Source organism: Pseudodesulfovibrio sp. S3, from assembly GCF_004025585.1.
Lineage (GTDB): Bacteria > Desulfobacterota > Desulfovibrionia > Desulfovibrionales > Desulfovibrionaceae > Pseudodesulfovibrio.
This window is the reverse complement of the sequence record NZ_QTZO01000002.1, coordinates 18,573-45,271: the sequence shown is the minus strand read 5'-3', so window position 1 is coordinate 45,271 and position 26,699 is coordinate 18,573. Positions and strand designations below refer to the sequence as shown.

Annotated in this window: 20 protein-coding genes; 13 read left to right on the top strand and 7 right to left on the bottom strand. The window is 55.8% G+C overall.

Annotation, left to right across the window (positions count from 1 at the left end; genetic code table 11):
- Window positions 1-52: 52 nt before the first annotated feature.
- From DWB63_RS02155 to DWB63_RS02140, 4 genes are all read left to right on the top strand, one after another.
- The gene (locus DWB63_RS02155) at window positions 53-1,732 is read left to right on the top strand and encodes an autotransporter outer membrane beta-barrel domain-containing protein (RefSeq protein ID WP_128327166.1); all 1,680 of its coding nucleotides are present in this window, start codon (window positions 53-55) and stop codon (window positions 1,730-1,732) included.
- 402 nt (window positions 1,733-2,134) lie between these two features.
- A complete protein-coding gene (locus DWB63_RS02150) occupies window positions 2,135-2,593 on the top strand; it encodes a MarR family winged helix-turn-helix transcriptional regulator (RefSeq protein ID WP_128327165.1) in 459 nt (152 codons plus the stop codon).
- A gap of 91 nt (window positions 2,594-2,684) precedes the next feature.
- Window positions 2,685-3,656, top strand: a complete 972-nt coding sequence (locus DWB63_RS02145; RefSeq protein WP_164879747.1) for a methyltransferase — start codon at window positions 2,685-2,687, stop codon at window positions 3,654-3,656.
- An 883-nt stretch (window positions 3,657-4,539) separates the two neighbouring features.
- Window positions 4,540-6,408, top strand: a complete 1,869-nt coding sequence (locus DWB63_RS02140; protein WP_241648549.1) for a methyl-accepting chemotaxis protein — start codon at window positions 4,540-4,542, stop codon at window positions 6,406-6,408.
- A gap of 66 nt (window positions 6,409-6,474) precedes the next feature.
- On the opposite strand, the gene DWB63_RS02135 is transcribed toward DWB63_RS02140, so the two are convergent.
- Window positions 6,475-6,714: a LapA family protein gene (locus DWB63_RS02135; RefSeq protein ID WP_128327162.1), complete on the bottom strand. Its 240-nt coding sequence runs from the start codon at window positions 6,712-6,714 to the stop codon at window positions 6,475-6,477.
- A 228-nt stretch (window positions 6,715-6,942) separates the two neighbouring features.
- On the opposite strand from DWB63_RS02135, the gene DWB63_RS02130 reads away from it, so the two are divergent.
- Window positions 6,943-8,421, top strand: a complete 1,479-nt coding sequence (locus DWB63_RS02130; protein ID WP_128327161.1) for a B12-binding domain-containing radical SAM protein — start codon at window positions 6,943-6,945, stop codon at window positions 8,419-8,421.
- Between the two features lie 11 nt (window positions 8,422-8,432).
- Here DWB63_RS02130 and DWB63_RS02125 read toward each other — a convergent pair whose 3' ends face one another.
- From DWB63_RS02125 to hutC, 5 genes are read right to left on the bottom strand one after another with little or no spacing between them, the layout of a single operon-like run.
- The gene (locus DWB63_RS02125; RefSeq protein WP_128327160.1) at window positions 8,433-10,160 is read right to left on the bottom strand and encodes an aromatic amino acid ammonia-lyase; all 1,728 of its coding nucleotides are present in this window, start codon (window positions 10,158-10,160) and stop codon (window positions 8,433-8,435) included.
- 8 nt (window positions 10,161-10,168) lie between these two features.
- Entirely contained in the window at window positions 10,169-11,101 is a 933-nt protein-coding gene (locus DWB63_RS02120; RefSeq protein ID WP_128327159.1) for a formimidoylglutamase, read from the bottom strand.
- Window positions 11,098-12,315, bottom strand: a complete 1,218-nt coding sequence (gene hutI, locus DWB63_RS02115; RefSeq protein WP_128327158.1) for an imidazolonepropionase — start codon at window positions 12,313-12,315, stop codon at window positions 11,098-11,100. Before hutI ends, DWB63_RS02120 begins: the two co-directional genes overlap by 4 nt.
- 13 nt (window positions 12,316-12,328) lie before the next feature.
- Window positions 12,329-13,981: a urocanate hydratase gene (gene hutU, locus DWB63_RS02110; RefSeq protein WP_128327157.1), complete on the bottom strand. Its 1,653-nt coding sequence runs from the start codon at window positions 13,979-13,981 to the stop codon at window positions 12,329-12,331.
- 20 nt (window positions 13,982-14,001) lie between these two features.
- A complete protein-coding gene (hutC, locus tag DWB63_RS02105; protein WP_164879746.1) occupies window positions 14,002-14,715 on the bottom strand; it encodes a histidine utilization repressor in 714 nt (237 codons plus the stop codon).
- A 322-nt stretch (window positions 14,716-15,037) separates the two neighbouring features.
- On the opposite strand from hutC, the gene DWB63_RS02100 reads away from it, so the two are divergent.
- From DWB63_RS02100 to DWB63_RS02090, 3 genes are all read left to right on the top strand, one after another.
- Window positions 15,038-16,651, top strand: coding sequence for an NADP-dependent glyceraldehyde-3-phosphate dehydrogenase (locus DWB63_RS02100; protein WP_128327155.1), 1,614 nt, complete (start codon window positions 15,038-15,040; stop codon window positions 16,649-16,651).
- A 230-nt stretch (window positions 16,652-16,881) separates the two neighbouring features.
- Window positions 16,882-18,648: a hypothetical protein gene (locus DWB63_RS02095; RefSeq protein WP_128327154.1), complete on the top strand. Its 1,767-nt coding sequence runs from the start codon at window positions 16,882-16,884 to the stop codon at window positions 18,646-18,648.
- A gap of 446 nt (window positions 18,649-19,094) precedes the next feature.
- The gene (locus DWB63_RS02090) at window positions 19,095-20,336 is read left to right on the top strand and encodes an HDOD domain-containing protein (RefSeq protein WP_164879745.1); all 1,242 of its coding nucleotides are present in this window, start codon (window positions 19,095-19,097) and stop codon (window positions 20,334-20,336) included.
- Here DWB63_RS02090 and DWB63_RS02085 read toward each other — a convergent pair.
- Window positions 20,333-22,804 carry a glycogen/starch/alpha-glucan phosphorylase gene (locus DWB63_RS02085; RefSeq protein ID WP_241648548.1) on the bottom strand — a complete coding sequence of 824 codons (2,472 nt, stop codon included), beginning with the start codon at window positions 22,802-22,804 and terminating at the stop codon, window positions 20,333-20,335. The two genes, DWB63_RS02090 and DWB63_RS02085, sit on opposite strands and share 4 nt — an antisense overlap.
- Before the next feature lie 319 nt (window positions 22,805-23,123).
- On the opposite strand from DWB63_RS02085, the gene DWB63_RS02080 reads away from it, so the two are divergent.
- The 5 genes from DWB63_RS02080 to DWB63_RS02060 all read left to right on the top strand — a co-directional run bounded on the left by DWB63_RS02080 (window position 23,124) and on the right by DWB63_RS02060 (window position 26,660).
- Window positions 23,124-23,534, top strand: a complete 411-nt coding sequence (locus tag DWB63_RS02080; protein ID WP_128327152.1) for a PPC domain-containing DNA-binding protein — start codon at window positions 23,124-23,126, stop codon at window positions 23,532-23,534.
- A gap of 4 nt (window positions 23,535-23,538) precedes the next feature.
- Window positions 23,539-24,138 (top strand): ECF transporter S component, encoded by a 600-nt coding sequence (locus DWB63_RS02075; RefSeq protein WP_128327151.1) that lies wholly within the window; start codon window positions 23,539-23,541, stop codon window positions 24,136-24,138.
- 65 nt (window positions 24,139-24,203) lie between these two features.
- The gene (locus DWB63_RS02070; RefSeq protein ID WP_128327150.1) at window positions 24,204-24,989 is read left to right on the top strand and encodes an energy-coupling factor transporter transmembrane component T; all 786 of its coding nucleotides are present in this window, start codon (window positions 24,204-24,206) and stop codon (window positions 24,987-24,989) included.
- Window positions 24,990-24,991: 2 nt separating this feature from the next.
- The gene (locus DWB63_RS02065) at window positions 24,992-25,837 is read left to right on the top strand and encodes an ABC transporter ATP-binding protein (protein WP_128327149.1); all 846 of its coding nucleotides are present in this window, start codon (window positions 24,992-24,994) and stop codon (window positions 25,835-25,837) included.
- 7 nt (window positions 25,838-25,844) lie between these two features.
- A complete protein-coding gene (locus DWB63_RS02060; RefSeq protein WP_128327148.1) occupies window positions 25,845-26,660 on the top strand; it encodes an ABC transporter ATP-binding protein in 816 nt (271 codons plus the stop codon).
- The last annotated feature ends 39 nt before the right edge of the window (window positions 26,661-26,699 follow it).

The following is a 26,699-nucleotide window of genomic DNA, read 5'->3' as shown; positions in this document are numbered from 1 at the left end:
GATAGTACAGCATTGGCAAACATTTGACTTGTTCTGCCAAGTGGAGGTTCTGGTGTTCAATAAAGTACGATTTCATATGCTTTCCCTGTTGTGTCTGGGAGTATTTGTATGCAGCATTCCATTCTCAGCATATGCTGCAGAAAGGGAGACGCTTTTATTTAATATTACGCAAAGTGATGGTATAGGCTCTGATAGATTATTTAGTTTTGTCGCTGGTGAAAAAATACGATGTAAAGTTGTTTCTGCATCTGGGACGACACATATTAGTATCGTGGATGACCTCTATTTTAAAGTAGCTGAGTGGATGAATATTGTTGGTGGAGATGTTTTTGAGTACACAGTCGTATCGGATGGTGATTACAGAATATGGACTACTACTCATGCTGCTAGCTCATGTAACGTCAATTATTACAGCGTAACAGATGGGCCCGATGGTACAAGTGGTGAAACGAAGAATGCTTTTTCCAACACCGTTGCCTCTGCCTCCAGAGGACAAACTTCCGTCATAACGGGCAACATCATGTCCCGGACCGCAACGGCCTCTTTTGGTGCTCCGCCGCAGGAAGCGCGAGGTAGGAATTTGGCGTCATCATTCAATAAAGGTTCTCTTTATCAAAGGGGCGAGCAGCATGAAGCCAGAGAAATGTCCATCAAGGAACTGGGGCAGTTCGCCACCTTCAATACGTCACAAAGTGTGGCTGCGGCGGCTGATGGCGGCGTCTCCGGCATAGAACAGCGACGTGGTATCCTTACAAGTGACCCTTTCACCATTTGGGGGCATGCGTCTTTTACGTCTGCCGATAACGATTTCAACAAGGGCGGGGATGACAGACGGTACAATGGTAATGTGTGGGGCTACAGCCTCGGTGCAGACTACCGTTTTCATGAAAAAGTCATTGCCGGTCTTTCTGTCGGCTACACTGATACAGATATTACGACCAGCTACAACTCCGGCAAGTACGAAGAACAGAGCTGGAACTTCTCACCCTATGTCATGTACGAACCAGTCGATGGCGCACTGATTTCGTTTATTGCAGGGTATAGTTTTGGTGACGTTGACCGCAAGCGGAACTCCACTGTCACGGGAAACACCGACAGTGACATGTGGTATACGGCACTGGAAGGCGAGTACAGGATGCAGCCGTCCGACTCCATTCCTCTGGAGTTGACTGCGAGACTTGGTTACCTGTTGTCGGAAAAAACACTTGATGCCTTTACCGAAAGCGATGGAACCCGTGTCGGCGAGTCCACGGCTGACACCAGCCAGATCAAACCCGGTGTTGAAGTCGCCTACAGCTTCAATGCACAGGGGATGACCTTGCAGCCTTTCGTCAAGGCCGATTACATTCATGACTTTGTCGATGAAATCAACGATGACAGCAATGCGCTCAATCTCGGTGGTGGTTTGCGGGTCCTGTCCGGCGAAACCGGATTGTCCGGCGTGATCGAAGGTGAACGTCAGTTTTGCAGAGATGACTACTCCGAATACACCATCAAAGGACTTCTCGCCTACAACTTCGCCTTGAATGGCGATGACGGCAACCAGGTGGGCACTCTGGCTCCTTTCGTGAACTCCAACCTGGATGCTGACGGTGGGCAGGTCTTCGGAGCCGGGCTGAAGTTCACAAGCGCAGACGGCGTCATGAGTTGCGAGCTTGATGCAACTCATACCATGTCGTCTGAGGATGCGGGCAACACTGGTGCCAGGATGATGCTTGAAATGGCCTATTAAAAGCCGTCAAAGATCAAAAAGATATTCTGGGGGAGGGTGATAATCCTCCCCTTTTTCATGTCGTGATCCGATGAATTATCTACCTGAACCGGGACAACGGCCCTGGCCGCTCTCCTTTCGATCTCCCAGCGATACTACTGATATCCCGCGCGCCAGTCACATTCTGCGACCGGGAGCGTTAATACGCTTTTAATCAAATATGTCCCTTTATAACAGTATGTTATTATAAAAAATGCCGTCAGGTGTTCAAGGGCTTGTGGAATACCCAAATGCCCGTATTGGGTTGTTTTGATCTTTGGGGGAGTTGTTTGTGATTGGGTGCTTTCTCTGATGCGCTACCAGTTCCTTTCAAGCAAAAAACAGTCTGTTGACTACGAGGTGTTTAGCTGCTAAACACTTTGTATGAAGACATTTGAAGAGATGACGCCTGTGCTCAGGGATCTTGGCCGGGCCATGGCAAAATATGCGCTTGTGGAACGAAAGGCTTTTGATTTCGGCATAGGTGTGGAGCTGTTCCCGGCGGAGATTCATATGATCACTGCTGTGGATATGCGGGACGGGGCCGGAGTCACGGAGTTGGCCGAGGAATTCGGCATCACCAAGGGGGCGGTCTCACAGTTGGTTGCCAAGCTGGTGAAAAAGGGGTTTTTGGTCAAGGAATCAGACCCGGAGAACGGGTCCCGTGTTGTTATCAGGACAACGGAACTGGGGCATGCCGCCAGTGAGAACCATATAGCTTTTCACCGGGACCACGACAGGGTGTTTTTGAAGTATGTGGCCCAGTTGGATGAAGCATCCTACGAAATCGTCCGCACGATGAGCAGGCAGATGAATCTGTGGATGGACAATTATTTGAAATAAAAAATTTTCTCGAATCAGTATAGCAACTAAACAGATAGGAGTCTCTATGCTTGTCTTGAAACCTTGTTCTGATTTTGAACCTGTCAATAGAATGATGATATCGTCACTCTCCACCAAGGCTGTGATGAGCGCCGTGGAGTTGAAGGTGTTCGACCGACTTGAGGGGCAGGCCAAGGGGGCGGAAGCGCTCGCGGCGGAAATGGGACTGGTGGCAGAACGGCTTGAGCCGATTCTGGATATTCTGGTTGCGGCTGATCTTTTGGCCAGAACCGTGGACGGATATGTCAATACGGCCATGGCTTCGGAGTACCTGGTCAGCAGTGCACCTCTGTATCAGGGGGACAGCATGGCCCTAACCATGCGTTTCAACGCGATGGTGGAAGATTCCATAACTGCGTTGGTATCCGGTGGAGAGGTGGGCCGCAATGTAACGGATAACGATTGGGGCGTTGCCGAAACCATGGAAGGCACTGCTCAGGATGCCAAAGGCAACGGCCTGTCTCCCGTGGTGGATCTCGTGGCCGGTCTGCCTGGTTTTGACGAATTCAGGACAATGGGGGACATCGGCGGCAATCACGGTTCGTATACTATGGGCGTACTGGAGCGGAATGATGAGATGCACGGGACGATCTTCGATCTTCCCCATGTTGTTGAACAGGCTCAGGCCAGGTGCGATCGGCTGGGGTTCGGTGACCGCGTGACAACGCACGGTCTCGACTTCAGGGAAGATCGAATCCCGGCAGGGCATTTTGATCTCATACTGACGTCGCACGTGTTGTACGCGTTCAAGTCTGATCTCGGCGATGCGCTTGCAAGAATTGCTGAAGGATTGAAGCCGGGTGGATGGTTTGTCTCCCACCATTGTTTTCGGGGCGGTAACCGGCTGAACGAGATGGCAGAAGCCTCGTTGGAACTCCTGACCCGGTTGTGCGGCTATTCCTCACATTTTATCGAGCAAGACGAACTGGTCGGCATTCTGGGATCTCTCGGTTTCGATGACATCCGCTGCCGACCTGTTTCAGAAACCGGGCTGGGGCTTATGGTCGCAGCCCGGAAGAAATAGTTTTGATATTGACGGCCTGCCTGTGCCGGGACACGTCTTTCCCACACAGGCAGGCTTTGAACGTTGTTGGCATCAAAGGTTTAATTGAGCCGGCGATTTCTTCGTTACGGGATATGTTCCGGCTGTTGAGCCGGGAACTATCTCCATTTTTTCTTTTGCGGAATTTGCCCGTGACAAGCTTATGGCTTCGGGCATGTCTCAATGGATAATCAAGTTGGTTCAGGAAGACATTAGATAGGTCTGTGGTTCAATTCGGTTGAACTGTTCATCCACGACAAAGGCCCGGTAGGATATCCTACCGGGCCTTTGTCGTGGATGACATATAATAATATACAAAACAATATGCATTATATTATATATGTATTTTCGACTGACAAACTGGTGTCTTGGGAGAGCTGAGCGAGTATGGCGCTATTTTCATTATCAAGTCAAAGGAACCTCTAATGCTTGTCCGTCGAACAGTTTTGATTATTTGTTTCGATGGTAAACGGCGCGTGGATTGAAATTTTCTCTATTAAAAGAAAAGTAATCAGAGGTATTGATGCTTTTTATACACTATAACAATATAATCTTATTGAAAAAAGAGGGTAGTAATTTGTATTTTTGGGCAGCGAGTTAATTCATATCTTTAAGGTATGATTAACACCTATTGTGCGCTGCGGGTATAATTGTATTTATAATGGTTATAACTATGTTCAGGCTGCAAGTATACCAATGAAGATTTATTCATTTGCGTGTCTTTGCACTAATTTATTGTGGAGGACCCATGTTAAAGAATTTGCGTTTGGGATTGAAATTGGGGATGGGGTTTGGGACGATTTTGGTATTGACGGCTTTTGTCGCGTTTATCGGGTATGCCAGTATGCAAGGAGTCCAAGGGAGGGTGGACAAAGCTGATGATGTGAACCGATTGGTACGGTTTATCCTGGAAACCCGTGTTCAGGAGAAGAACTATATTTTACGCAAGGATCCGAAGATACTCGAGGCACATGAGAATTCCCTGAAACAGATGTACAAGCAAATCGAGCTGACGAGCAGCAAATTCCAGAACAAGCTCAATCTGGACCAAATGGGTGAGGTTCAAAAAGCGGTCAACACTTACGAAGCGGCGTTCAAGCTGTATGTTGACCTTGAAGAGCGGAAGACCGCCGCCATGGAAATGATGCGGAAAAACGCCCAGATAGCCTTGTCTCAAACGGAAGCACTTCGGACAGATCAAAAGAATGAATTCAATGAGTTGTTGGAGGATGGGAACACCTCCAAAGATATCCTGCAGGACCGGCTCACCAAGGCCGATGATGCCAACAGAATGATCAAGATGTTTCTGGATTGCAGAAAGAATGAGAAAGAGTTCATCATTTCCCTGGATGAAAAGTACCTGACTCAGGTCAGCGCGGGGATGGACAAGATCCTTGCACTTGCGAGTGATCTGAAGAGTCGTTTCCGGAGACAGGACAACATTGGAAAAGTGCATGCAGTCGAGCAGTCTTTGATGTCTTATCAGACTGAATTCATGACTTTTGTCGATTCCATCAAGCAGCAGGGCAATGCTGAGATGGCCATGGTCGAGTCCGCCCGTGAGGCTGACAAGGTGTGCAGGGAGGCTCGGGCTTCCCAAAAAAGCATGATGCTGGCCGATATGAGTTTTGCGAACGTCGTCAGTATTAGTGTGACTGTTGCGGCACTTGTCATCGGTATTTTTGCCGCTTTCTTCCTGACTGTGGCCATCACCAGGCCTGTAGCCATGGGGGTAAGGTTTGCCCAAGGGATGTCCGTGGGAGATTTCACCAAGACCCTGGACATAGACCAGAAGGACGAGATCGGTGTGCTGGCTTCGGCATTGAACGATATGGTATTGAAACTGCGTCAGGTCGTGCAGGACGTGCAGAGTGCGACCGACAACGTCGCAAGCGGCAGCGAGGAGCTGTCGGCCACGGCGGAATCCCTTTCCCAGGGAGCAACGGAGCAGGCCGCAGCCATTGAGGAAGTTTCTTCTTCCATGGAGCAGATGACTTCCAACATCAGCAAGAACGCGGAGAATGCCAAGGAAACCGAGATGATTGCGACGTCTTCCGCAGAAGATGCCAAAAAGAGTGGTGAGGTTGTCTCGGGGGCCGTCGACGCCGTGACCAACATCGCGGAAAAAATATCGATCATTGAAGAAATCGCCAGACAGACGAATCTGTTGGCCCTGAACGCAGCCATCGAAGCCGCTCGGGCGGGGGAACACGGCAAGGGGTTCGCAGTTGTAGCCGCTGAAGTGCGCAAACTCGCCGAGCGAAGCGGTCTGGCCGCAGCTGAAATCAGTGAGCTTTCCGCCAGCACGGTCAGCGCATCCAGGCAGGCGCGGGAAATGCTTACCACGCTGGTTCCGAACATCGAAAAAACGGCCCAGTTGGTTCAGGATATCGCTGCTTCGAGCAACGAGCAAAACGCGGGTGCCAGTCAAATCAATCAAGCGATCGGCCAGCTTGATACGGTCATCCAGCAGAACGCTTCCGCCTCCGAGGAAATGGCTTCCACCAGTGAAGAGCTGGCGGGACAGGGGCAGTCAATGCAATCCACGATGTCCTTTTTCAGGATTGATTCCCACGGCGGAGATGCTCGGATACACAGTTCTGTGGTTGCCACGTCCCCGAGGCGGGCGCTGCCCAAGGGTGCGACTCAGGCTAAGCCATCCAGGCGCAAGTCTGAAAAGGGGTTCGAGCTGGCAATGGGACCCGATGACGACCAGGATTTCGAACGATTCTAGTCGGCTCGTTCCGTTCAGCAGATAGATTCAAACAAGGGCCGTGAAGGATATTCTTCACGGCCTTTTTCATTGTTTGCGGGCAGTGTTTTTCTTCGGGCGTCCCATGACGGTGAGCAGACCAATGATGATGCCAATGAACAGTGTTGCCAACAGCAGCAATGCGCGAGGTGTGGAGAATGACCAGAACAGGAATGCGACTTGCACCTGTTCGGTGTTCTGAACGAGAAACAGAATAAAGAGTGTCGTCAGGAAGACCGTTAAAACGATGTGTACCCTCTGCTTTATTTTCGAGAGTGCGTTTTCCATGGGCTTTGACCATCCTTTAAACTGAATTGTTTGCATCTTTTGTGATGATTGCAGATGTCTGCCATGATGATACGCTTTCCGTCGGTTCGGGGTCAATACACTTGGTCACAGGACTCGGATTCTCGGATGAATACGGTGACGGACGCTCTTCCGTTGACACGGGATAATAACATCAAGCGGGTTGTAGTCTGTCTGAAAGGGGGTATGGTGGGTGTGAGGTGAAAAACCATGAACGCCCTTCTTGTCTACCCGTCGTATCCCGACACTTTCTGGAGTTTTAAAAGCATACTGCCCTTTGTTTCAAAAAAGGCGGCCTTTCCTCCGCTTGGTTTGCTGACTGTCGCCGCCATGCTTCCGGGGGTATGGGAAAAACGGCTGGTGGACACAAACGTTAAACCCTTGAAGGACGCTGACCTCGAGTGGGCGGATATCGTCTTGGTCAGCGCCATGATTGTACAGGTCCCCAGCGCACGGGAAATAGTCGCACGTGCGAAGAATGCGGGAGCAATCGTGATAGCTGGAGGGCCTGCCTTCAGGGCTGAGCATGATCAGTTTCCCGATGTCGATCATTTTGTCATAGGTGAATCCGAAGCCGTGTTGCCCTTATTCCTGAAGGACTTTGAGCATGGTGTGGCAAAAAGGGTGTATGAGACCGACGAACATCCCGATTTGAGTTCCACTCCGCTTCCTGCCTGGGAGTTGTTGGACATGAAGGATTATGTGTCCATGTCCGTGCAGTATTCTCGAGGCTGTCCGTTCGATTGCGAGTTTTGCGATATCGTGGCCATGAACGGGCAACGCCCTCGCGTGAAACGTCCCGCGCAGATGGTGCGGGAGCTGCAAAGCTTATATGATGCCGGATGGAGGGATTCGGTTTTTATTGTGGACGACAATTTCATCGGCAATATTCGTCACGTGAAGGAGTTTCTGCCCGAGCTGACACAATGGCAGAAAAGGAAAAAATACCCTTTCAAGCTCATGACCGAAGCAAGCGTTAATCTGGCGCAGGATCAGGAACTGATGCAGATGATGAGTAATGCCAACTTCCATAAGGTTTTTATCGGCATCGAAACGCCTTCAACCAAGAGCCTGGTCGAGTGTGGGAAAAAGCAGAACGTAAAGACTGATTTTGCTGTTGCCGTCAGGGAAATACATCGACATGGGATGCAGGTGATGGGCGGATTTATCGTGGGTTTCGACAGCGACACCGCATCCATCTTCGAGCAACAGATTCAGTTTATACAGGAGATCGGGGTTGTCACGGCCATGGTCGGGGTTCTCAATGCATTGCCGCATACCAGACTCTGGCGCCGCCTCAAGTCCGAGGGGCGTCTGCTGGACGGCATGAGTGGGGAAAACACGGACGCCTGCCTGAATTTCAGTCCCAGCATGGGATGCGAAGCATTGCTTGAGGGATACAAGAACCTGTTGGGTGTCCTCTACTCACACAATCAATACTATGATCGGATACGCACCTTCCTCTCTTCCTATAAGCCGACATCCCGTGGTCGAATCCTGCGGACAGATATTCAGGCCTTCGTCAAAAGCATGTGGGCTGTCGGAGTCGTCTCTTCCGCCCGGTTTTCCTACTGGAGGCTCATGGCCAAGACATTGCTGACCAAGCCAAAGGCTTTCCCCGTTGTGGTGGAACTTGCCATTCTCGGTTTGCATTTCGAGCGGGTATCCCATCGCATCATGGGAGTGTGACAAGGGGCTGATTAATCCCAGTCGAGTTTGATTTGCGTGGAAACGGCCTCGATCAACTCACCGCTCAGAATGAAACCGGACAGGCCCGAGACCTCGTCGGCCATGAAACGGTCCTTTTCGACAATGGGGAAAAGGTCCCGCTCCCGCACTGTCCGGTAGAGGGCCTCACAGGCCGGACTGAACGTTTTCTCCGCCTCGGTCAGAGGGTGCTCGCGGATGACGCAGGCATCGAAAATCACCCCATCTCCCTGCCCGTTCATGCGGGACTTGAGGGCACCCAGTTCCTTGTCCACCCATTGCGGCAGATCCACTTCCGTGGGGATGGTGTCCAGCCGTTTGCGTATGGCAATGGCCTGGATGATGTAGGCCAGTTCGATGCCCATGATGTGGGAAGCCTTGGGAATGGCCTTGAGGAGGCGCACGGCCAATCCGGTGCCCATGCTCACATGGTCTTCCTGTCCGGAGTTGGTCGATATGTTGAAAAGGTGGCTGGGCATGGCGTCACCCCAGATGGAGTTGAGCAGGGAGGCGGAGGCATATTCGAGCATCATCATGCCGCTGGATATGGAACGGTCGTCATGGCTCAGGTCCGGCCATTTGAGGTCGCGTCCCAGCCCTTTGTTGCGGTTGGGGTCCACGAAGCGCACGGAACGTTGGTGGGAAAGACCGGCCATGATTCCGAGAGCCTGCATCAGGTTGTATACCTGCACGGCCACAGGCATGCCGTGAAAGTGGCCGCCCGAGACCACATCCACATGCAGGCCGTCGGTGTCTTCCAGCAGGATGGGGTTGTCGGTGGCGGAATTGGCCTCGATCAGGAGGCTGGTTTCGGCCTGATTGATGAGGTCGTGGGCCGCTCCCAGTATCTGGGCCGCGCATCGCACGTTGTACGGGTCCTGCACCTGGCCGTCGGTCTTGAAGTCGCGGTGGGAATTGCGGATGGGAGAATCCTGCATGAGCCGCCAGATCCAGTCCGCCACCCGGACCGCTCCGGGATGCGGGCGGACTGCGTGGAAATCGGGTCGGTAATAGGTGTCCGGGGCAAGCATGACCTGGGCCGTCAGGGCCGATTCAACCGCCGCCGACCGCAGCATGATCTTGAGCTTGTGGCAGGATACCAGGCCGATGGCGTTCATGAACTGCACGCCGTTGGTCAGGGCCAACCCTTCCTTCATCTGGAGGCTGAAGGGCGTCAGCCTTGCTGCCTTCAGGGCTGCCCCGGCTTCAACGACTTCCCCCCTGTAGGCCACTCGGCCACGCCCGATGAGGGCCATGGCGATGTGGGAAAGCGGGGCAAGGTCGCCGCTGGCACCGACGGAGCCGAGTTCCGGGACCTGGGGCGTGATGCCCGCGTTGAGCATGTTGATGAAGGCTTCCACCAGCTCGGGCCGGACGCCGCTGTACCCGCGGGCCAGGGAATTGGCGCGCAGCAGCATGGTCACGCGGACAACGGTTTCATCCATGGGCTCGCCCGCGCCGACCGAGTGGGAGAGGATGAGGTTCTCCTGAAGTTTCGACAGGTCTTCGGTCTTGACCGACAGGTCGACATTGTGCCCGAATCCCCGGTTGAAACCGTAGGCCGGGAATTCCTGCTCCACGATGGACCGTTCGATCTGTTGTCTGCGTTCGGCAAGCATGGACCGGGTGGCCGGAGCCAGGGAAACGGTGGTTTTGCCTGTGCCCACGGCAATGATCTCTTCAAGGGGCAGGCTTCGCGTATGGTCGAGGATGACGTTCATAATGTTTCCTATTTGGTGCCGTATATGAAAGTGTAGACGGCCAGCGCAGCCAGTTTTGCCGTGCGTCCGTCAATGTCGAAGGTCGGGTTGACTTCAGTGATTTCGAAAATCCTGGTCTGTCCATGGGCGCGGCAATGGTCCGCGAAATCGAGAGCAGCCCGCGCCGACAGGCCTATCGGAGAGGATGCGCTGACTCCGGGGGCGTCCGAGGCGCGTATGCTGTCCATGTCCAGTCCGGCAAAGAGCGGCTGGCCGCTGATTTCTGCGAAGAGGCTGTCGAAACAGGCCCGGTGTCCGGTCTGTTCGATGCTGTGCAGGGTGTGGATATGGACGCCCATGCTTTGGGCGTCGGCGAGATAGGTCGGCGAGTTGGCCCATGGTGCGATACCTACTTCGTGCAGATGTTCCGGGCGCAGTATGCCGCTGTCGATCAGGTTGCGGTAGGGCGTGCCCGAGTGCCGGATGGCGCTTTTGCGCATGTCCAGATGGGCGTCCATGTTGACGGCCGCCAAGCCGGGATACGCCTTGCCCATGGCGCTTGCGTCAGGAAAGGAAATGTCGTTGCCGCCCCCCAGGGAAATGACGGTCTTGCCCAGTTGCAACAGGCCGGAGACCACGGCTTCAAGCCGTTCATGGATTGCTTCAAGCTCGCCCGTTGTCGCCACGTCCCCGATATCCGCCAGGATGACCGCGTCCGAGATGGGCGGTTTGAGCTTGTACAGGGCCTGCCGGATGGCCGTAGGCGCGGCTGCGGCTCCCGGCCGCCCATGGTTGCGCCTAACGCCGAGGTCCTGCGGGCAGCCCATGATGACATGGGTGGCTTGCGCAAGATCGTCAGGCGAGAGCGACACGACATCCCGCAGCAGCACGTCAAGCGGATCATGGCTCCCCTCGGGCAGTTCTGGTGGCGTAAGCAGGGAGTTCAGGTCGCTGTCCGTCATAGGATTCGTCCTTTCTTGATCACGGTCTGTACGTGGTTCTCTCCATAGAAATACGTCATGTTCCGATAGTCGGGGCTGTCCAGAATGAGCAGGTCCGCCTGCCAGCCCGGTTCGATGCAGCCCACTTTGTCGATCCGCAGGGCGTGGGCCGCGTTCTGTGTGACGCAGGCCAGGGCCTCTTCCACGCTCAAGCCCATGCGCATACAGGCCAGGGACATGACCAGTTGCAGGTTGAGGGACATGTTGGAACCGGGATTGAAATCCGATGCCAGGACCGGGATGCAGCCTGCGTCCACAAGCTTGCGACCCGGCGCAAAGGGGATGTCGAGAAAGAGGGACACGCCGGGCAGCATGACGCAGGCGAGGTCGGATGCGCCCAATAGCGCGATTTCCCGCTCGGTCAATGTCTCAAGATGATCCACGGACACGGCTCCGGCCTCTATGGCCGCCTCTATGCAGCCGATGGAGTGGAACTGATTGGCGTGGAGGCGGGGCAGCAAGCCGTGCGCCCGGGCTGCGGCCAACAGGTCAAGGGATTCCGCAGGAGTGAAATATCCCTGTTCGCAGAAGACATCGCAGAATTTGGACAGTTTCCCCGCCTCAGCCAACATTGTTTTCACCTCTGCGAGATATTCGCTCTTTTCCCTGTCCTTTGGCACGGCGTGGGCACCGAGAAAGGTGGGGATAAGGTCGACGGGGTGCTCTTCGTCGAGTTCGGCTATGACCCGGAGCATCTTGAATTCGGTCTCGGCATCAAGGCCGTATCCGGTCTTGACCTCCATGGTAGTGGTGCCTTGCCGGACGGCCCGGTTCAGGCGCTCACGTGCCAGGGCCTTGAGTTCTGCCTTGGAAGCATGGCGGGTGGCCGCCACGGTGCTGGAAATCCCGCCGCCGGATGCCGCGATCTGTTCGTAGGTTGCCCCGGCCGTACGCATGGCGAATTCGTCGGTCCGGTTGCCGCCGAACACGAGGTGGGTATGGGCGTCGACAAATCCGGGAATGACCGCGCTGCCCGCAGCGTCGATGACCATGGCGCCGTCCGTTTGCGCGCGGTGGTCCAGGTCCTTGAAAGGAGCAATTTCCTGGATGGTGCCGTCAGTGACGTAGATGGACATGCCGGAAGTCTCGGAGAGGGTCGCCAGGCCCGGCCCCCTGAGGGAGCCGGGACGGGGCGTGACTATCCGGGCAGGATTCTTGACGAGCAGAGCGGTCATGGCATTCCCGTTGTTAGTCGATCATGGGCAGATTCAGCCCTTTATCCTTAGCACATTGTATCGCTTTTTCGTAGCCTGCATCCGCATGGCGCATGACGCCTGTGCCGGGGTCGTTCCAGAGGACACGTTCGATTTTTTCGTCGGCCTCTTTCGATCCGTCGCAGAGCATGACCAGACCGGCGTGCTGGGCATAGCCCATGCCGACCCCGCCGCCGTGATGGAAGGAAACCCATGTGGCTCCCGAGGCGCAGTTGAGGAGGCAGTTGAGCAGCGGCCAATCCGAGACCGCATCGGAACCGTCTTTCATGGCCTCGGTCTCACGGTTCGGGCTGGCCACGGAGCCGGAGTCGAGGTGGTCGCGTCCGATGACCACCGGCGCTTTCAATTCGCCGTTGCGCACCATTTCGTTGAAGGCCAGGCCCACGCGGTGGCGGTCGCCCAGTCCCACCCAGGCGATGCGTGCGGGCAGTCCCTGGAACTGGATGTGCTTCTGGGCCATGTCGATCCAGTTGTGCAGGTGGGCGTCGTCAGGGATGAGTTCCTTGATCTTGGCATCGGTCTTGTAAATGTCCTCGGGGTCGCCGGAGAGGGCCACCCAGCGGAACGGGCCGTGGCCGGTGCAGAACAGGTCGCGGACATAGGCGGGCACGAAGCCGGGGAAATCAAAGGCATTTTCCAGGCCCATGTTGAAAGCTTCCTGGCGGATGTTGTTGCCGTAATCGAAGGTAGGAATACCCATCTTCTGGAAATCGAGCATGGCCTGCACGTGCGGCACCATGGATTTGCGTGCGGCCAGCATGACGCCGGCCTCGTCGGTTTTCTGTCTGGCTTCCCACTCCTCGACCGTCCAGCCCGCAGGCAGGTAACCGTTGAGGGGGTCGTGGGCCGAGGTCTGGTCGGTGACCGCATCGGGCCGGACGCCGTCCCTGACGAGCCTGGGGTATATTTCGGAGGCATTGCCGACAACGCCGACGGTCAGGGCTTCGCCCTTGGCGCACGCTTCCCTGATCAGTTCGAGGCCGTGCTCCAGGCTGTCGGCCTTGACGTCGATGTATCCGGTGTCGAGGCGTTTCTGGATGCGGCTTTCCCTGCATTCGATGGCCAGCATGGACGCGCCTGCGAACTTGGCGGCCAACGGTTGTGCACCGCCCATGCCGCCAAGACCTGCGGTGAGAATCCATTTGCCGGTCAGGTCGCCGCCCAGATGTTTGCGGGCCATGGAGACGAATGTTTCGTAGGTGCCTTGGATGATGCCCTGGCTGCCGATGTATATCCACGAGCCTGCGGTCATCTGGCCGAACATCATGAGACCCTTGCGGTCCAGTTCGTTGAAGTGTTCCCAGTTGGCCCAGTGCGGCACGAGGTTGGAGTTGGCGATCAACACACGCGGCGCACCCTTGCTGGTGCGGAACACGCCCACCGGCTTGCCCGACTGGATGAGCAGTGTTTCGTCATCCTCCATCGCCTTGAGCGTTTCGATGATCTTGTCATAGCAATCCCAGTTGCGGGCCGCCCGGCCGATGCCGCCGTAGATGATCAGGTCCTCGGGGCGTTCCGCGACCATGGGGTCCAGGTTGTTCTGGAGCATGCGAAAAGGGGCTTCGAGCTGCCAGCTCTTGCAGGAAAGCGTGGTGCCTGTCGGGGATTTGACGATGCGTTTGGACATGAGTACCTCGTTGGGTCGAATTATGTTGTTTCAGGGGAGAACTCGCCGCCGAAGCTGTACCGCGAGCCCGGATACAGCAGTTCGGCATAGGAGACGAGAACGCCTTCTGACCACGTCTTGCGTTTGATGAGCAGACATGGTTCGTTCGGTTGAATCTGGAGAAAATCGCATTGCTCGCCTGTCGGCAGCACCGCTGTAAGCTGGTGCTCGGCCTTCTGCAACGGGGCGACCTTCATGAGATGCTTGTGCGCGGACGTTCTGGTGAAATCCAGTTCAAGATAGTCGGGCACGGCCGCCAGGTTCACATACCGGTCTTCCAGTTGAAGAGGCAGGCTGTTTTCGAAATGCACGACCTGTGAGCGGGCGATGTGACCGGCCGCGTTCCGTCCGAACACATGGGTGGTGACCGGGGAAGGACGTACCTGCTCCAGCCGTTTCAGGTCGCTGAAATAGGTGCCGCCACGGGCGGCGATCTCCTCTGCGATATCGGAGATCTCCAGCAGGTCGCGGCGGGGCAGCGGTCTGGTGACAAAGGACCCTCGCCCACGCTCCCGGCAAAGGTGTCCCTGCGTGGCCAGTTCCTTGACGGCCCGATGCACGGTCATGCGGCTGACGGAAAAAAGCTTCATCATTTCCGCTTCTGAAGGAATCTTGTGCCCTTCAGGCCATGAACCGTCCAGGATTCTGGTCATGATGTGTTCGCGGATGCGTTGCGCGTGGTGTTTGCTGTGCATGATTATTGACCTATGTGTTTGGTGCAAATGTATATACATTTGAAATCGGGTTTCGTCAATATGCAGTTGGAAAGTCTCTCATGCGGCATCGTAATGGTCTGTGGTGAGGTTCTTCTCTGGCGCAGGGCCGTTACTGGTTTCAAAGGGGGTGGATACTGTATCAGCGCCTTCCGGCTGATTGGACTGAAAAACCGGGGACTGGGGCAGGCTCGATGGTCCCAGGCGGTCCAAAAATAGCGGTTGTCATGCGGGATATTCTTCACTATCGTGCCTGTTCGGACATAATAATATTCTTTCTTAAAATAAAGGAAACGTGTGCGTAATGACGAATCTCAGTACCCTTTTCCCCGAAGAATCCTCCATCCCCGAGCAATTTCGCATTCAGGCTCCCCTGGAAATCGCAGCATATCTCATAGGCGGTCGTATCCACGACTGGAAAGGGGAGATGCTGCGGGTTGAGTCTCCCATTGAAACCGGGAAGGACGGAGTGTTTTCCCCCAAGGTTATCGGCTCCTGTCCCGTGCTGAACGAAGAGACCGGCCTTGAGGCGGTGGAGGCTGTCAGGGCCGCCTATGACAACGGCATGGGCGTGTGGCCGACCATGAGTGTGGCCGATCGTATTCTGCATGTGGAAGACTTCACCCATCGGATGGTGGAGGAGCGGGACACGGTCGTGCGCCTGATGATGTGGGAAATCGGCAAGCCGTACAAGGAATCCTGTGTCGAATTCGACCGGACCGTGGAATATATCCGCGATACCATCGACTCCCTCAAGGCGTTGGACCGGACATCGTCCCGTTTTGTCATCGAAAGCGGTATCTACGCCCAGATCCGCCGGGCACCGCTCGGGCCGACCCTGTGCATGGGACCGTACAACTATCCGCTTAACGAGACCTTTGCCACGCTGATCCCGGCCCTGCTCATGGGCAATCCCGTGATCATCAAGCCGCCTCGTCTCGGCAAGCTGCTCTTTGCGCCTCTCATGGAGGCCTTTCGCGACTGCTTCCCGGCCGGGGTCGTCAACCTTGTGTTCGGAAACCGCCAACTGATCAAGCCCATTCTCGAATCAGGCGTCATCAACGTCCTCGCCTTCATCGGTTCGAGCGAAGCGGCCAATGCCATGCGCATGTCCCATCCCAGCCCGAACCGGTTGCGCTGCATCCTCGGTCTGGGGGCGAAAAACGCGGCCATCATCACGGATTTCGCGGACATGGAACTGGCCGTTGCCGAAGCCGTTGCCGGCAGCCTCTCTTTCAGCGGTCAACGGTGCACCGCCCTCAAGGTGCTCTTCGTGCATGAAAACAAGGTGGACGAATTCATCGAGCGGTTCAACAAGGGCTTGGAGAAAATGCCCATCGGCATGCCGTGGGACGAAGGCGTGCGCATCACCCCGCTGCCGGAGCCCGGCAAGATCAGCTATCTGACGACCCTGGTGGAAGACGCGGTGCAGCACGGAGCCAGGATCGTCAACCCGAACGGTGGTGACGTGGAAAGAAGCCTGTTCCACCCTGCCGTGTTGTATCCGGTCAACAGCGAGATGCGTATCTATCACGAGGAGCAGTTCGGCCCGGTGGTCCCCATCATCCCGTTCAGGGATATGGAAACCCCCATCCGCTACATCATCGAATCCCGCTACGGGCAGCAGATGAGTATCTTCAGCGATGACTCGGAAGAGGTCGCCCGTCTCATCGATCCCATGGTCAACCAGGTCTGTCGTGTGAATATCAATTGCCTCTGCCAACGTGGTCCCGACAGCTTTCCGTTCACGGGACGCAAGGACTCGGCTGAAGCGACCCTCTCGGTGGACGATGCCCTGCGGTGCTTCTCCATCCGTACCCTGGTTGCCGCCAAGGGAACGCCGCGCAACAAGGCTCTGCTGTCCGACATCACCCGGAAGCATTCCTCGAACTTCCTGACCACGGACTTCATCATGTAGCTTCGCTGCCGGACGTAGTACTGAGTACCCCGAGTCAGTGGGGGCAATTTGAGGTCGCTTTTATCCCCGACTCCCCTTGGTGTTGGCCTGCTGTCATGCCCTATGAACTTGCCTGAACCGGCATTGTGCACGATTTGTCATAAACAGATGGTCATATGTCGTTTGTTATGGTATGGGAAAAATGGCGTATTGTAAATATAGATTATCGCATAGATGGGAAGGAGGTCAGTATGCAGTCATTTAATATGCGTTGTCGGCTCGGTATTGTAATTCTTTGCGGCTTGCTGCTGGTCCCGCCTGGCTGTACTCCGGCGGTGAACCCGTTTGTGGGGGCAGAGGTCATCAATCCGGAGGTCGTGCAAAAAGAGAAGGCCAAGGACAAAGTGGGGGTGGAGAAGCTGAAAGCCGAGATCGATACCACGGAATTGAGCATACGGGAGCTTTCGAGGTTGGCGAGCTTGCTTCAGTTGCGCTACCAGGCCGCCATCAGGGGGGACGTGCATACCCAGCGTGCGGTCCAGCTTTCCCTTGTTGCACTGTTGACCGCAGCCACCGGCGTCCTGTTGTTTGACGGGAGCAACGACCTGTTGAAGGGGTTGGCGCTTGGTACCGGAGCCGTCTATGCCACCGGGCAGATGGCGCTCAACAGTGAGCGCCGCAAGATATACAAGGCTGCGGCCGAGGCTTACGGCTGCATCGTGAGCCGGACAATCGCGCTCAGTCCGGTCAGTTTTGCCATGGACGGGTATTACGACTCGGCAAACCTGGTCAAATCGGATTTCATGGATCTGCGGGAACTGTACCCCGTCGCAAAGAAGGAGGTTGAGGCGTATCGTTCTTATTGGGATTCGGAGCTGGGCCCGGAGAAGAATAAAGACAATATTACGGCGAAGATGAGTGAGCTTGAGCTGATTAGAGAGAATAATGAAGGTGAGATTGCGAAGATCCAGGGGGATACTAATGGTCTTATTTCGAAGGTTGCTGAGCTTGAGAAGACCATTAAGGTCGATGCTGACAAGCTTGAAGCGCTTGAGAAGGTTATTGAGGCCAATAACGATCAGCTTGTTGAGCTAGAGAAGGACAGAGAGAAGAATAAAGAGGAGATTGCGAAGGTCCGGGGGAAAAATCTCATTGATAAAGCGAAGCTTCTTGAAATCGAGAAAACCATTGAGGCCAATACTGACAAGCTCGCAGAGCTTAGGAAAGGCATCAATGCCAATAATGCTGAGCTTGTTGAGCTTAAGAATGACAATGGCAAGAAGAAGGAACAGAGTAAGAAGCTTCAGGTTGAGCTTGGGAAGATTGAGAGAATTGAAGCTGCGACATCGATGATTGAAGTTATGGGCACTACTTTGACGTGGTTCACAAAAGAATACAGCGCGGTGGGTGTCTCAATTGGCCCCATGTCCAGGTTGAGTGAATCCATTTTGCAAGAGATCATCGCCCTGGAAACAACGATCACCTATGAGCTGGCTCGTCTTGAACCGGATTTCACCGCCTTTGCCAATTCCATCAAGGGAAGCCTTTCCGCCGGGTATGCATTGGGCACTCCTTTCGTGATGGATTCAAAAAATGCGTCGAAGGAGGATAATCAAGTAAAAGATTTTTTGCTACAGGGTGGAGTGAGGCAGAAGCATAGTAATGGCGGTAAAACTGCGGCTGTTCATTTTGACTCTGTCGAAGCCTTCAGAAGAAAGGGGAATGATTTGAAAGTCTCTCTTGAACAATTCAAGGAGTATGGAAATCTTGCGGCCACGCTCGTCGAGAGCGGTTTGAGCATGGATGGGCTTTCTGAAAGTTGCTGGCAGTACACCGCCAGTACTTCCAAGCTTACGGCCAAGCCCAGTAGCCCGGTTCTTGTGGGCACCCAGAATGCCACGGCTAGGGTCATCATTAACGGCGTCAAAGGGAGTCTGAACACGAAGTCTACGAATCCGAGCCTGATCGTTGGGGTCAAACCTCTGACAGAGAGCAAGAGTCTCGTGATTTTTACGTGAAAAGGTGATGCTATACAGGCCGGAGCGGCCGAAATTGATGTGCCTGTTGTCGTTTACGACACTTCCGGCGATTCGTTTGCATTGGAAGTGAAGGTGACACCCCCCCAGCCCTCGGTGGACTAGGGGGAATTCAACTTCCCATAGGACAGAGAGGTCGGTCATTGATTTGAACGACCTTTTTCATGCGGTGCTTTCCCGCGCCCAATAGGTCACATATGATAAACAGCCCGGGAAATCGTGTCCCTGAAGAAACCTCAATCGGATTTGGGGATGAAATGGTTTGTGCACCGGGGGGTGCCAACCAGATGCAGCGTTCAGGAAAAATGTGTTGCGGAGAAATGCCGTGACCGAGTATGTTGGGTATCAGGTGGCTTTGTCGGAAAGCGGCCGGTCTGGATGTCAGGGATGAACTGTTATTCCGCGTCGGAAAAGTGAGACCAACAAATATGACTAGCACAAGCGATACCCCGTCTGAAGGTTCCCTGTTTTTCACCAAGCAGCCCATTCTGGATGCAAAGCGCAGAATATGGGGCTACGAGTTGCTTGGCGGCGAGCTTCGGGAAGGTATTTATCAGGTCTTTTCCAAAAACGAGAGTGCCGCGGCCGGACTTTCCTCCAGTACCTATTTTGGCATTCAGGAGGCCATGGAACGGGGGAAAAAGGTGGTGGTGGCTTTTGACGAGCAGAGCATTCTTGAAGGTCTTCCCCGTGCGCTTCCGCCGTCCCATGGCATTGTCCGCGTTTCTGCAGGCTCTGGATGTTCGCAGGAGGTGCTCGCGGCCCTTCAGGCTTTTCGTGGTGAAGGACTGGAAGTCCTGTTCGGAGTGACCGACACGCTGCCCGAAGCGATCTGCGATTCCGGTGACATTCTGGCTTTCGACTTCAGCAATAGGGCCCCAGCCCCTGAGTTGTTGCGTCAATGTGCCGGGATCACGCTCCTGGCCAAAGGGGTCAAGAATCTGGAGAGTTTCGATGTGGCCAAGGAAATGGGTTTTTCTCTTTTTCAGGGTTCGTTCGTCAAGGAGCCGGAATTGGTCCCGGACCGAAAACTCAGTTCCAACGAGATATCCCGGATCAACATGCTGCGGATCATGGAATCCTCTGAACCGGATTTCAAGGCCCTGAGCGAGGCCGTCAAGGCTGACGTGACCGTGAGTTTTCGACTCCTGTCCTTCATGAACAGTCCGTTCTTTGGTTTCACCCAGAAAATCGAGTCTATCGACCATGCCATCCGGCTGCTCGGCTGGGTCAAGGTCAAGAGCTGGCTGCGGGCCGTGATTCTGGCCGATATGTCCGGTCAGGAGGAAGGTCCCCAGGAACTGGCCGCCCTGTCGCTCCAACGGGCCAGGTTCCTGGAGTTGATCACTACGGAATACGATTACTGGGGGTTCAACCCCGGAACACTCTTCCTGCTCGGCATGTTTTCGCTCCTCGATGCCATCCTTGGAATGCCCATGCCCCAGGTGGTGGAACTGCTCCCATTGGATGCAAAGCTCAAGTCCACCCTGTGCGGGGACCCCAACACCGAGCATCAACCCCTGTTCGATCTCATGGAGTGCCTGGAGGACGCCCGTTGGAGCGACCTCGAAGGCCAGATCGCCCAGCTTGGTTTTGACCTGGCCGTGGTCAAGAATGCCCATGCCTCGGCCCGGGATTGGGCGAGCAGCTTCTTCATGGCTCGGAGCTAACTGCCCAGCGGCCGCACGTTCCAGATGCCCTTTGCGTACTCCATGACCGCCCGGTCGCTGGAGAATTTGCCCATGTTGGCGGTGTTCAGTATGGAGCGTCGCGTCCATTCCCGCTGGTCGCGGTACAGGGTGTCAACCTGTGCTTGTGTTTCGATGTAGCCCCGGTAATCGGCAAGCAGCAGGTAGTAGTCGCCGAGGTTGAGCAGGGCGTCGATGATCGGGTAGAACAGGCCGGGCGTCTGGGGGGTGAAATACCCGGACGAGATCATGTCGAGGGTCTTTTTCAGTTCGGGATCGTTCTCATAATAATGTCGGGGATTGTAGCCTTCCCAACGCATCCGGTCCACTTCATGGGCCTTGAGGCCGAAGATGAAGATGTTCTCCTCACCGACTTCTTCCATTATTTCCACGTTGGCACCGTCCAGGGTGCCGATGGTCAGTGCGCCGTTGAGGGCGAATTTCATGTTGCCCGTTCCCGAGGCCTCCATACCTGCCGTGGATATCTGCTCGGACAGGTCGGCGGCGGGCACGACTTTTTCTGCCTGTGAAATGCAATAGTTGGGCAGGAACGCCACGCGCAGCCGGTTGCGGATTTCCGGGGCCGTGTTGACCTTGTCGGCAACGGAGTTGATCAGCTTGATGATCAGCTTGGCCTGATGATAACCGGGGGCGGCCTTGCCGCCGAACAGGACCGTGCGCGGTACGAAATCTCCGTCCGGGTTGTCCTTGATGCGGTTGTACAGGGTGATCACGTGGAGGACGTTGAGCAGTTGGCGTTTGTATTCGTGCATCCGCTTGAACTGGACGTCGAACATGCTTTTGGGGTTGAGGCCCAGCCCGATCTTGCGCAGGGCGTAGCGGGACAGCCTCTTTTTGTTTTCCAGCTTGGCCTCGGCCCATTTTTCGCAGAAGTCCGTATCTTCGGCCAGGGGAATCAGTTCCCGCAATTTGTCCAGGTCCACAGGCCAGCCGGGGCCTATGGTCGAAGTGATCAGCTCCGAGAGCGCCGGATTGCATTGGAGGAGCCAGCGCCGCGGCGTGATGCCGTTGGTCACGTTTCGGATCTTGCCCGGAAAGTGCACGTGGAAATCGTTGAATATTCCTTCCTGGATGATCTTCGAATGCAGGGCGGCCACGCCGTTGACCGCATGACTCCCGATGATGGCCAGGTTGGCCATGCGCACACTTCGTTCCGCTCCTTCCGAGATGATCGACATCCTGGCCAGGCGACCCATGTCACCCGGATACCGTTCGGCGACCTCGTCCAGGAAGCGGCGGTTGATTTCAAAGATGATCTGAAGGTGGCGGGGCAAAACCCGGCCCAGCAGGTCCACGGGCCATGTCTCAAGGGCCTCGGGCAGCACGGTGTGGTTGGTATAGGCAAAGGTGTGCGTGCAGATGTCCCAGGCCGCTTCCCATTGGAGTTTATGCTCGTCCAGAAGAATGCGCATGAGTTCGGGAATGGCGATTGAGGGGTGGGTGTCGTTGAGCTGCACGGCCACGAAGTCCGCCAGATTGGCGAAGGTCCCGTGCTGTTTGACATGCCGTCGCAGGATGTCCTGGAATGTGGCGGCCACGAGAAAATACTGCTGCTTGAGCCGAAGCTCCTTTCCCTGCACGGCCTTGTCGTTGGGGTAGAGAACCTTGGTAATGTTTTCGCTGATGACCTTGTCCTGCATGGCGCCGACATAGTCGCCCTCATTGAAGTGCGACAGGTTGAAGCCCCGGCTGGACTGGGCGGCCCAGAGACGCATGTTGGTCACATGCGCGGCGGCGTAGCCGGGGATGAGGATGTCACAGGGCATGGCCATGACTTCTTCGGTGTCGACCCAACGAAACAGCTCCTGGCCTTCATCGTCGGTGTAGGCCTCTGACCGGCCGTAAAAGTGGATCGGATAGAGGTTCTCCCTGCGGACGATTTCCCAGGGACTGCCGTGCCTGCGCCAGTTGTCGCATTGTTCCTCTTGGTAACCGTTGACGATTTTCTGATGGAACATGCCGTAATCATATAGGATCCCGTAGCCATATCCGGGGATCTTCAGACTGGCGATGGAATCCATGTAGCAGGAGGCCAGCCTCCCGAGGCCGCCGTTTCCCAGGCCTGCATCCCACTCCTCCTCTTCCAGGTTCTCCAGGGCAAAGCCCAGCTCCTCGACCACCTCGGCGCATCCTTCCGTCATCTGCATGTTCGTCAGGTAGTTCATCAGGAAGCGGCCGGGCAGGAACTCCATGGACAGGTAATACACCCGTTTGACCATGGCGTCATAGTAGGACCGTTGCGTTTCCAGCCAAAGGGCGATGAGCCTGTCGCGAACACTGTGGGCCAATCCCTGGAAGTATCGGTAATCCGACTTTGTCCTGATATCGTTTCCCAAAGTGGAGACGATGTGGCGGTGAATGTCATCGGCCAGTGTGTCGAAGCTTTGGATTTTCTTCATGTTCAGTTGAGAGGCAGGTGTGTCGGACATGGATTTTCCCCGTGTTGGTTGGCGTAGGCAAAAAAAGAATCCCGATCCCAACATAATTTCTCGCAGGAGTAATGGTCCCACGTCAAGCACCGAATACATGCCCTGAGCAGAATATAATGCGGGTCGGCCGAGGAAAGGCCGAGCAGACGGATTGTGGTGCCTATGTCGGTATAGATTAAATTGATTGACAATATTTGACTGTAGAATATTGAAGGTCATTAGTCTCTGGATGGTGTTGTGTGTCGTTCAGTGGCATCCGTTCTTAATCACGTTGAATTATAATAAGCTATGGCTGGCACTTACAGGGGGGGGCTGAGTCATGATTCCCATTGCAGTGAGATTGCATCCAGGGCAGGACCTGCTCCGGGAATTGGAATATTTCTGCCGAGCGCAGAGCCTGGATGCGGGATGCGTATTGACCTGCGTGGGCAGTCTGACCACGGCGGTGATCCGTTTTGCCAATCAGGAGCAGGCGGAAGAACTGCACGGGCATTTCGAGATTGTCTCGCTCACCGGTGTTCTGTCCACCCACGGAGCGCATTGTCATATTTCCATTTCCGACAGGGAGGGGCGGACTGTGGGCGGACACCTGATGGCAGGCTGCAATGTCTACACCACGGCGGAAATCATTATAGGTACCTGTCCGGGCATGCGCTTTTTGCGGACGTTCGATCCGCAGACCGGCTACCCGGAACTTGAGATCGCAACCATAGAACCGGAAGAGGAGTAGGGGTATGAGTTTTTCTGATCAGTTGAAAAAGGAATTCACCACGTTTACGCTTGTCTTGATTGCCGTTGCCATTGTCCTGAATATTGCAGTCGGCCAATTGGTTTCTCTTCTCAAGCTTCCGATATTCCTGGATTCCATCGGAACGATATTGGTCGGTGTATTGGCCGGTCCCTGGGCGGGCGGTCTGACCGGCCTGCTGACCAACCTCATCTGGGGCGTGATCAGTTCTCCTGTGGCCGCAGCCTTTGCACCGGTCGCCATGGTCATCGGCATAACGGCCGGATTGTGCGCCCGGTACGGCCTGTTCAAAACCTGGTGGCTGGCCATTCTCAGCGGAATTATCATCACGGTTTTCAATGCTGTCTCCGCCGTGCCCATCCGGTTGTATATGTTCGGCGGCATTACGGGCAGCGGGGCGGATTTCGTCACCGCATACATGCTGGCCCTGGGCAAGGACTTGTTCGGTTCCGTGGTGATCACGGTATTCACCTCCAATCTCCTGGACAAGGTTGTCACGGCATTGATCGTGTGGGGCGTGGTCAAGGCGTTGCCCGGCAGGACAACGGCCCGGTTTCCCCAGGCGGAGTCCGTTGCTTCCCGATGACCGAAACGTTTTCAATACACTATCCATGGGGGGCAGAATCCGTGCGGCCTGCCTGTTCAGGATAAATGCAGTCTTCGGCTGACAACACGACCCTCTATGTCAAGGGGCAGTCCAGGGTCCATGGCCTGCATCCGTTGAACAAGCTGGCCTATGTCTTCCTGTCGGGCGCGGTCGCGTATCTGGCTCCGGGAGGGTGGCTGCCCTGCGTCACCGTTCTGGTCCTGAACAGCGGGTTGGCGCTGTACGCGGGGGTCGCAGGTCGGGCGTGGAAGCTGTTGTGGCGCGTGATGCTGCCGCTCGCAGTCTTCATGATCCCGATCCACGGTTTTCTGTATCCGGACAACCAGACCGCCTTGGCCGTCTGGCACGGCGTGGCCGTATACCGGGAGGGGTTGCAATTCGCCGGGACCGTCCTGTTGCAGTTGGCCGTACTGCTGACCGCGTCCCTGCTCTTTGTCCTCTGCACCCACCCTGCGGATATCCTGACCGCCATTACGCAGTCAGGGCTGCCTCCGGCCCTGGCCTATCTACTCGGCAGTCCGTTGCTCATGTTGCCCGCCATGAAGGCGCGCGTCGGCGTCATCCAGTCGGCGCAACGCGCCCGAGGACTGAACTCCGAGGGCAATCTGTTTCAACGCATCAAGGGAGTCGTCCCGCTGGTGATCCCGTTTGTCCTGGGTGCGCTCATGGATATCGAGCAGCGCGCCGTGGCTCTTGAGGTGCGCGGTTTCAACGGAGGCGTGCCCAAAACCTCATGGCGGGTGGTCAGGGATTCGCGTGCGCAACAGTGGTTCCGATGGCTCATGCTGGCGGCCTCCCTTGGCCTGATCGGCTACAGGGCGGTGGTGTGATCATGGCGCTGCTTGAAATCGAGAATCTCACCTATTCTTATCCTGCAACCGGAGAGCCTGCACTGCGCGACTTGTCCCTGCACATCGAGGCGGGTGAATTTGTTGCCGTCATCGGCTTGAACAATGCCGGAAAAACCACCCTGTGCCATGCCCTGACCGGGGTCATTCCGCACCTGTACAACGGCCGGATGGAGGGACGGGTTGCCATTCGCGGCGTGGACAGCCGGGAGCTGTGCGTCGCCGACATCGCGCTTGATGTGGGATTGGTCATGCAGACGCCGACCAGCCAGTTTTCCGGTGTACGGTTTACCGTGTTCGAGGAAGTCGCCTTCGGGCTGGAGAACAGAGGGGTCGCCAGGGAGGGTATGCGTGAACGCGTGGAAGCGGCCCTGGTCTTGGCCGGTGTGGCGGACCTGGCTGACAGATCGCCCCTGCATCTCTCCGGCGGGCAGCAGCAGAAGGTGGCCCTGGCCTCGGTCATGGCGTGCGGACCATCGGTCCTTGTCCTGGACGAACCCACAACCTTTCTCGATCCGCAGGGGACACGGCAGGTCTTCGAGACACTGCACGATCTGCGGGAAGACGGAACAACCGTGGTCATCGCCGAGCACCGCCTGGAATGGATTGCCCGGTACGCCGACCGCGTTTGCCTTCTGGACGGAGGCCGGCTCGTGCTGGACGGTCCCCCGGCGGAAATCCTCTGCCACCCCTTGTTGCCGGAAGTCGGGCTGGATTGGAACCGATTCACCAAAGTGGCCGGATTCGCCGAGGCGCAGGGGATGTGGCAATGCGGACAGCCCTTGGCCACCACCTTTTCCCAGATCGTAAACGGTTTGAAGGTCAAGTGAGGGCGTTGTGCTGATCGAAGTGAAAGACGTCACCTACACCTACCCGGAAGGGGTCACGGCCCTGAAGGGCGTTTCCCTGTGCATTGATGCCGGTGAACAGGTCGCCCTTGTGGGGCACAATGGCTCGGGCAAGAGTACCCTGGCCAGGCTCTTCAACGGGTTGCTGCTGCCTTCTTCGGGGGAGGTGCTGGTGGACGGGGTGCCGACGAGTTCCTGTACTGTTGCAGGACTGGCCAGAAAGATTGCTCTCCTGTTCCAGAACCCCGACGATCAGACATGCAAGCGCAAGGTATGGGACGAAGTGGCCTTTGGCCCGAAGAATCTAGGCTATCCGGCGGAGCGGATAGGCGACCTTGTCGAGGAATCCCTGTCCCTTTTTGGGCTCGCCTCCCATGGAGGAAGAAACCCCTATGATCTGGGGTACAGTGAACGCAAGCGGTTGGCCTTGGCCTCGGTCGTGGCCATGGATACCGGCCTGTTGATGCTCGACGAGCCCACGGCCGGGCTGGACTCCCGCGAAACGGGCATGCTGGCGGCGGCGTTGCAGGACCTGAGACGGCGGGGAAAGGCGGTCGTGGTCATCAGTCACGACATGGATTTTGTGGCGGAGAACTGTTCCCGTGCCCTTTGCCTGGAAACCGGAAAAATGCGCTTCGACGGGAATGTTGCCGAACTCTTCGAGGAACATGTGCTGATGGAAAAATGCGGTTTGCTGCCTTGCCAGATCGCCCAGCTCGGAGCGTATTACAGGGTAAAACCCGCGACCCTGACTCCACTGGGGTTTGTCGCCTCGCTTGCCCACAGAGATTCTGCGGAAAGATGATTGAAAAACAGTTCGTAATTCCAGTTGGTTTTGTGTCGG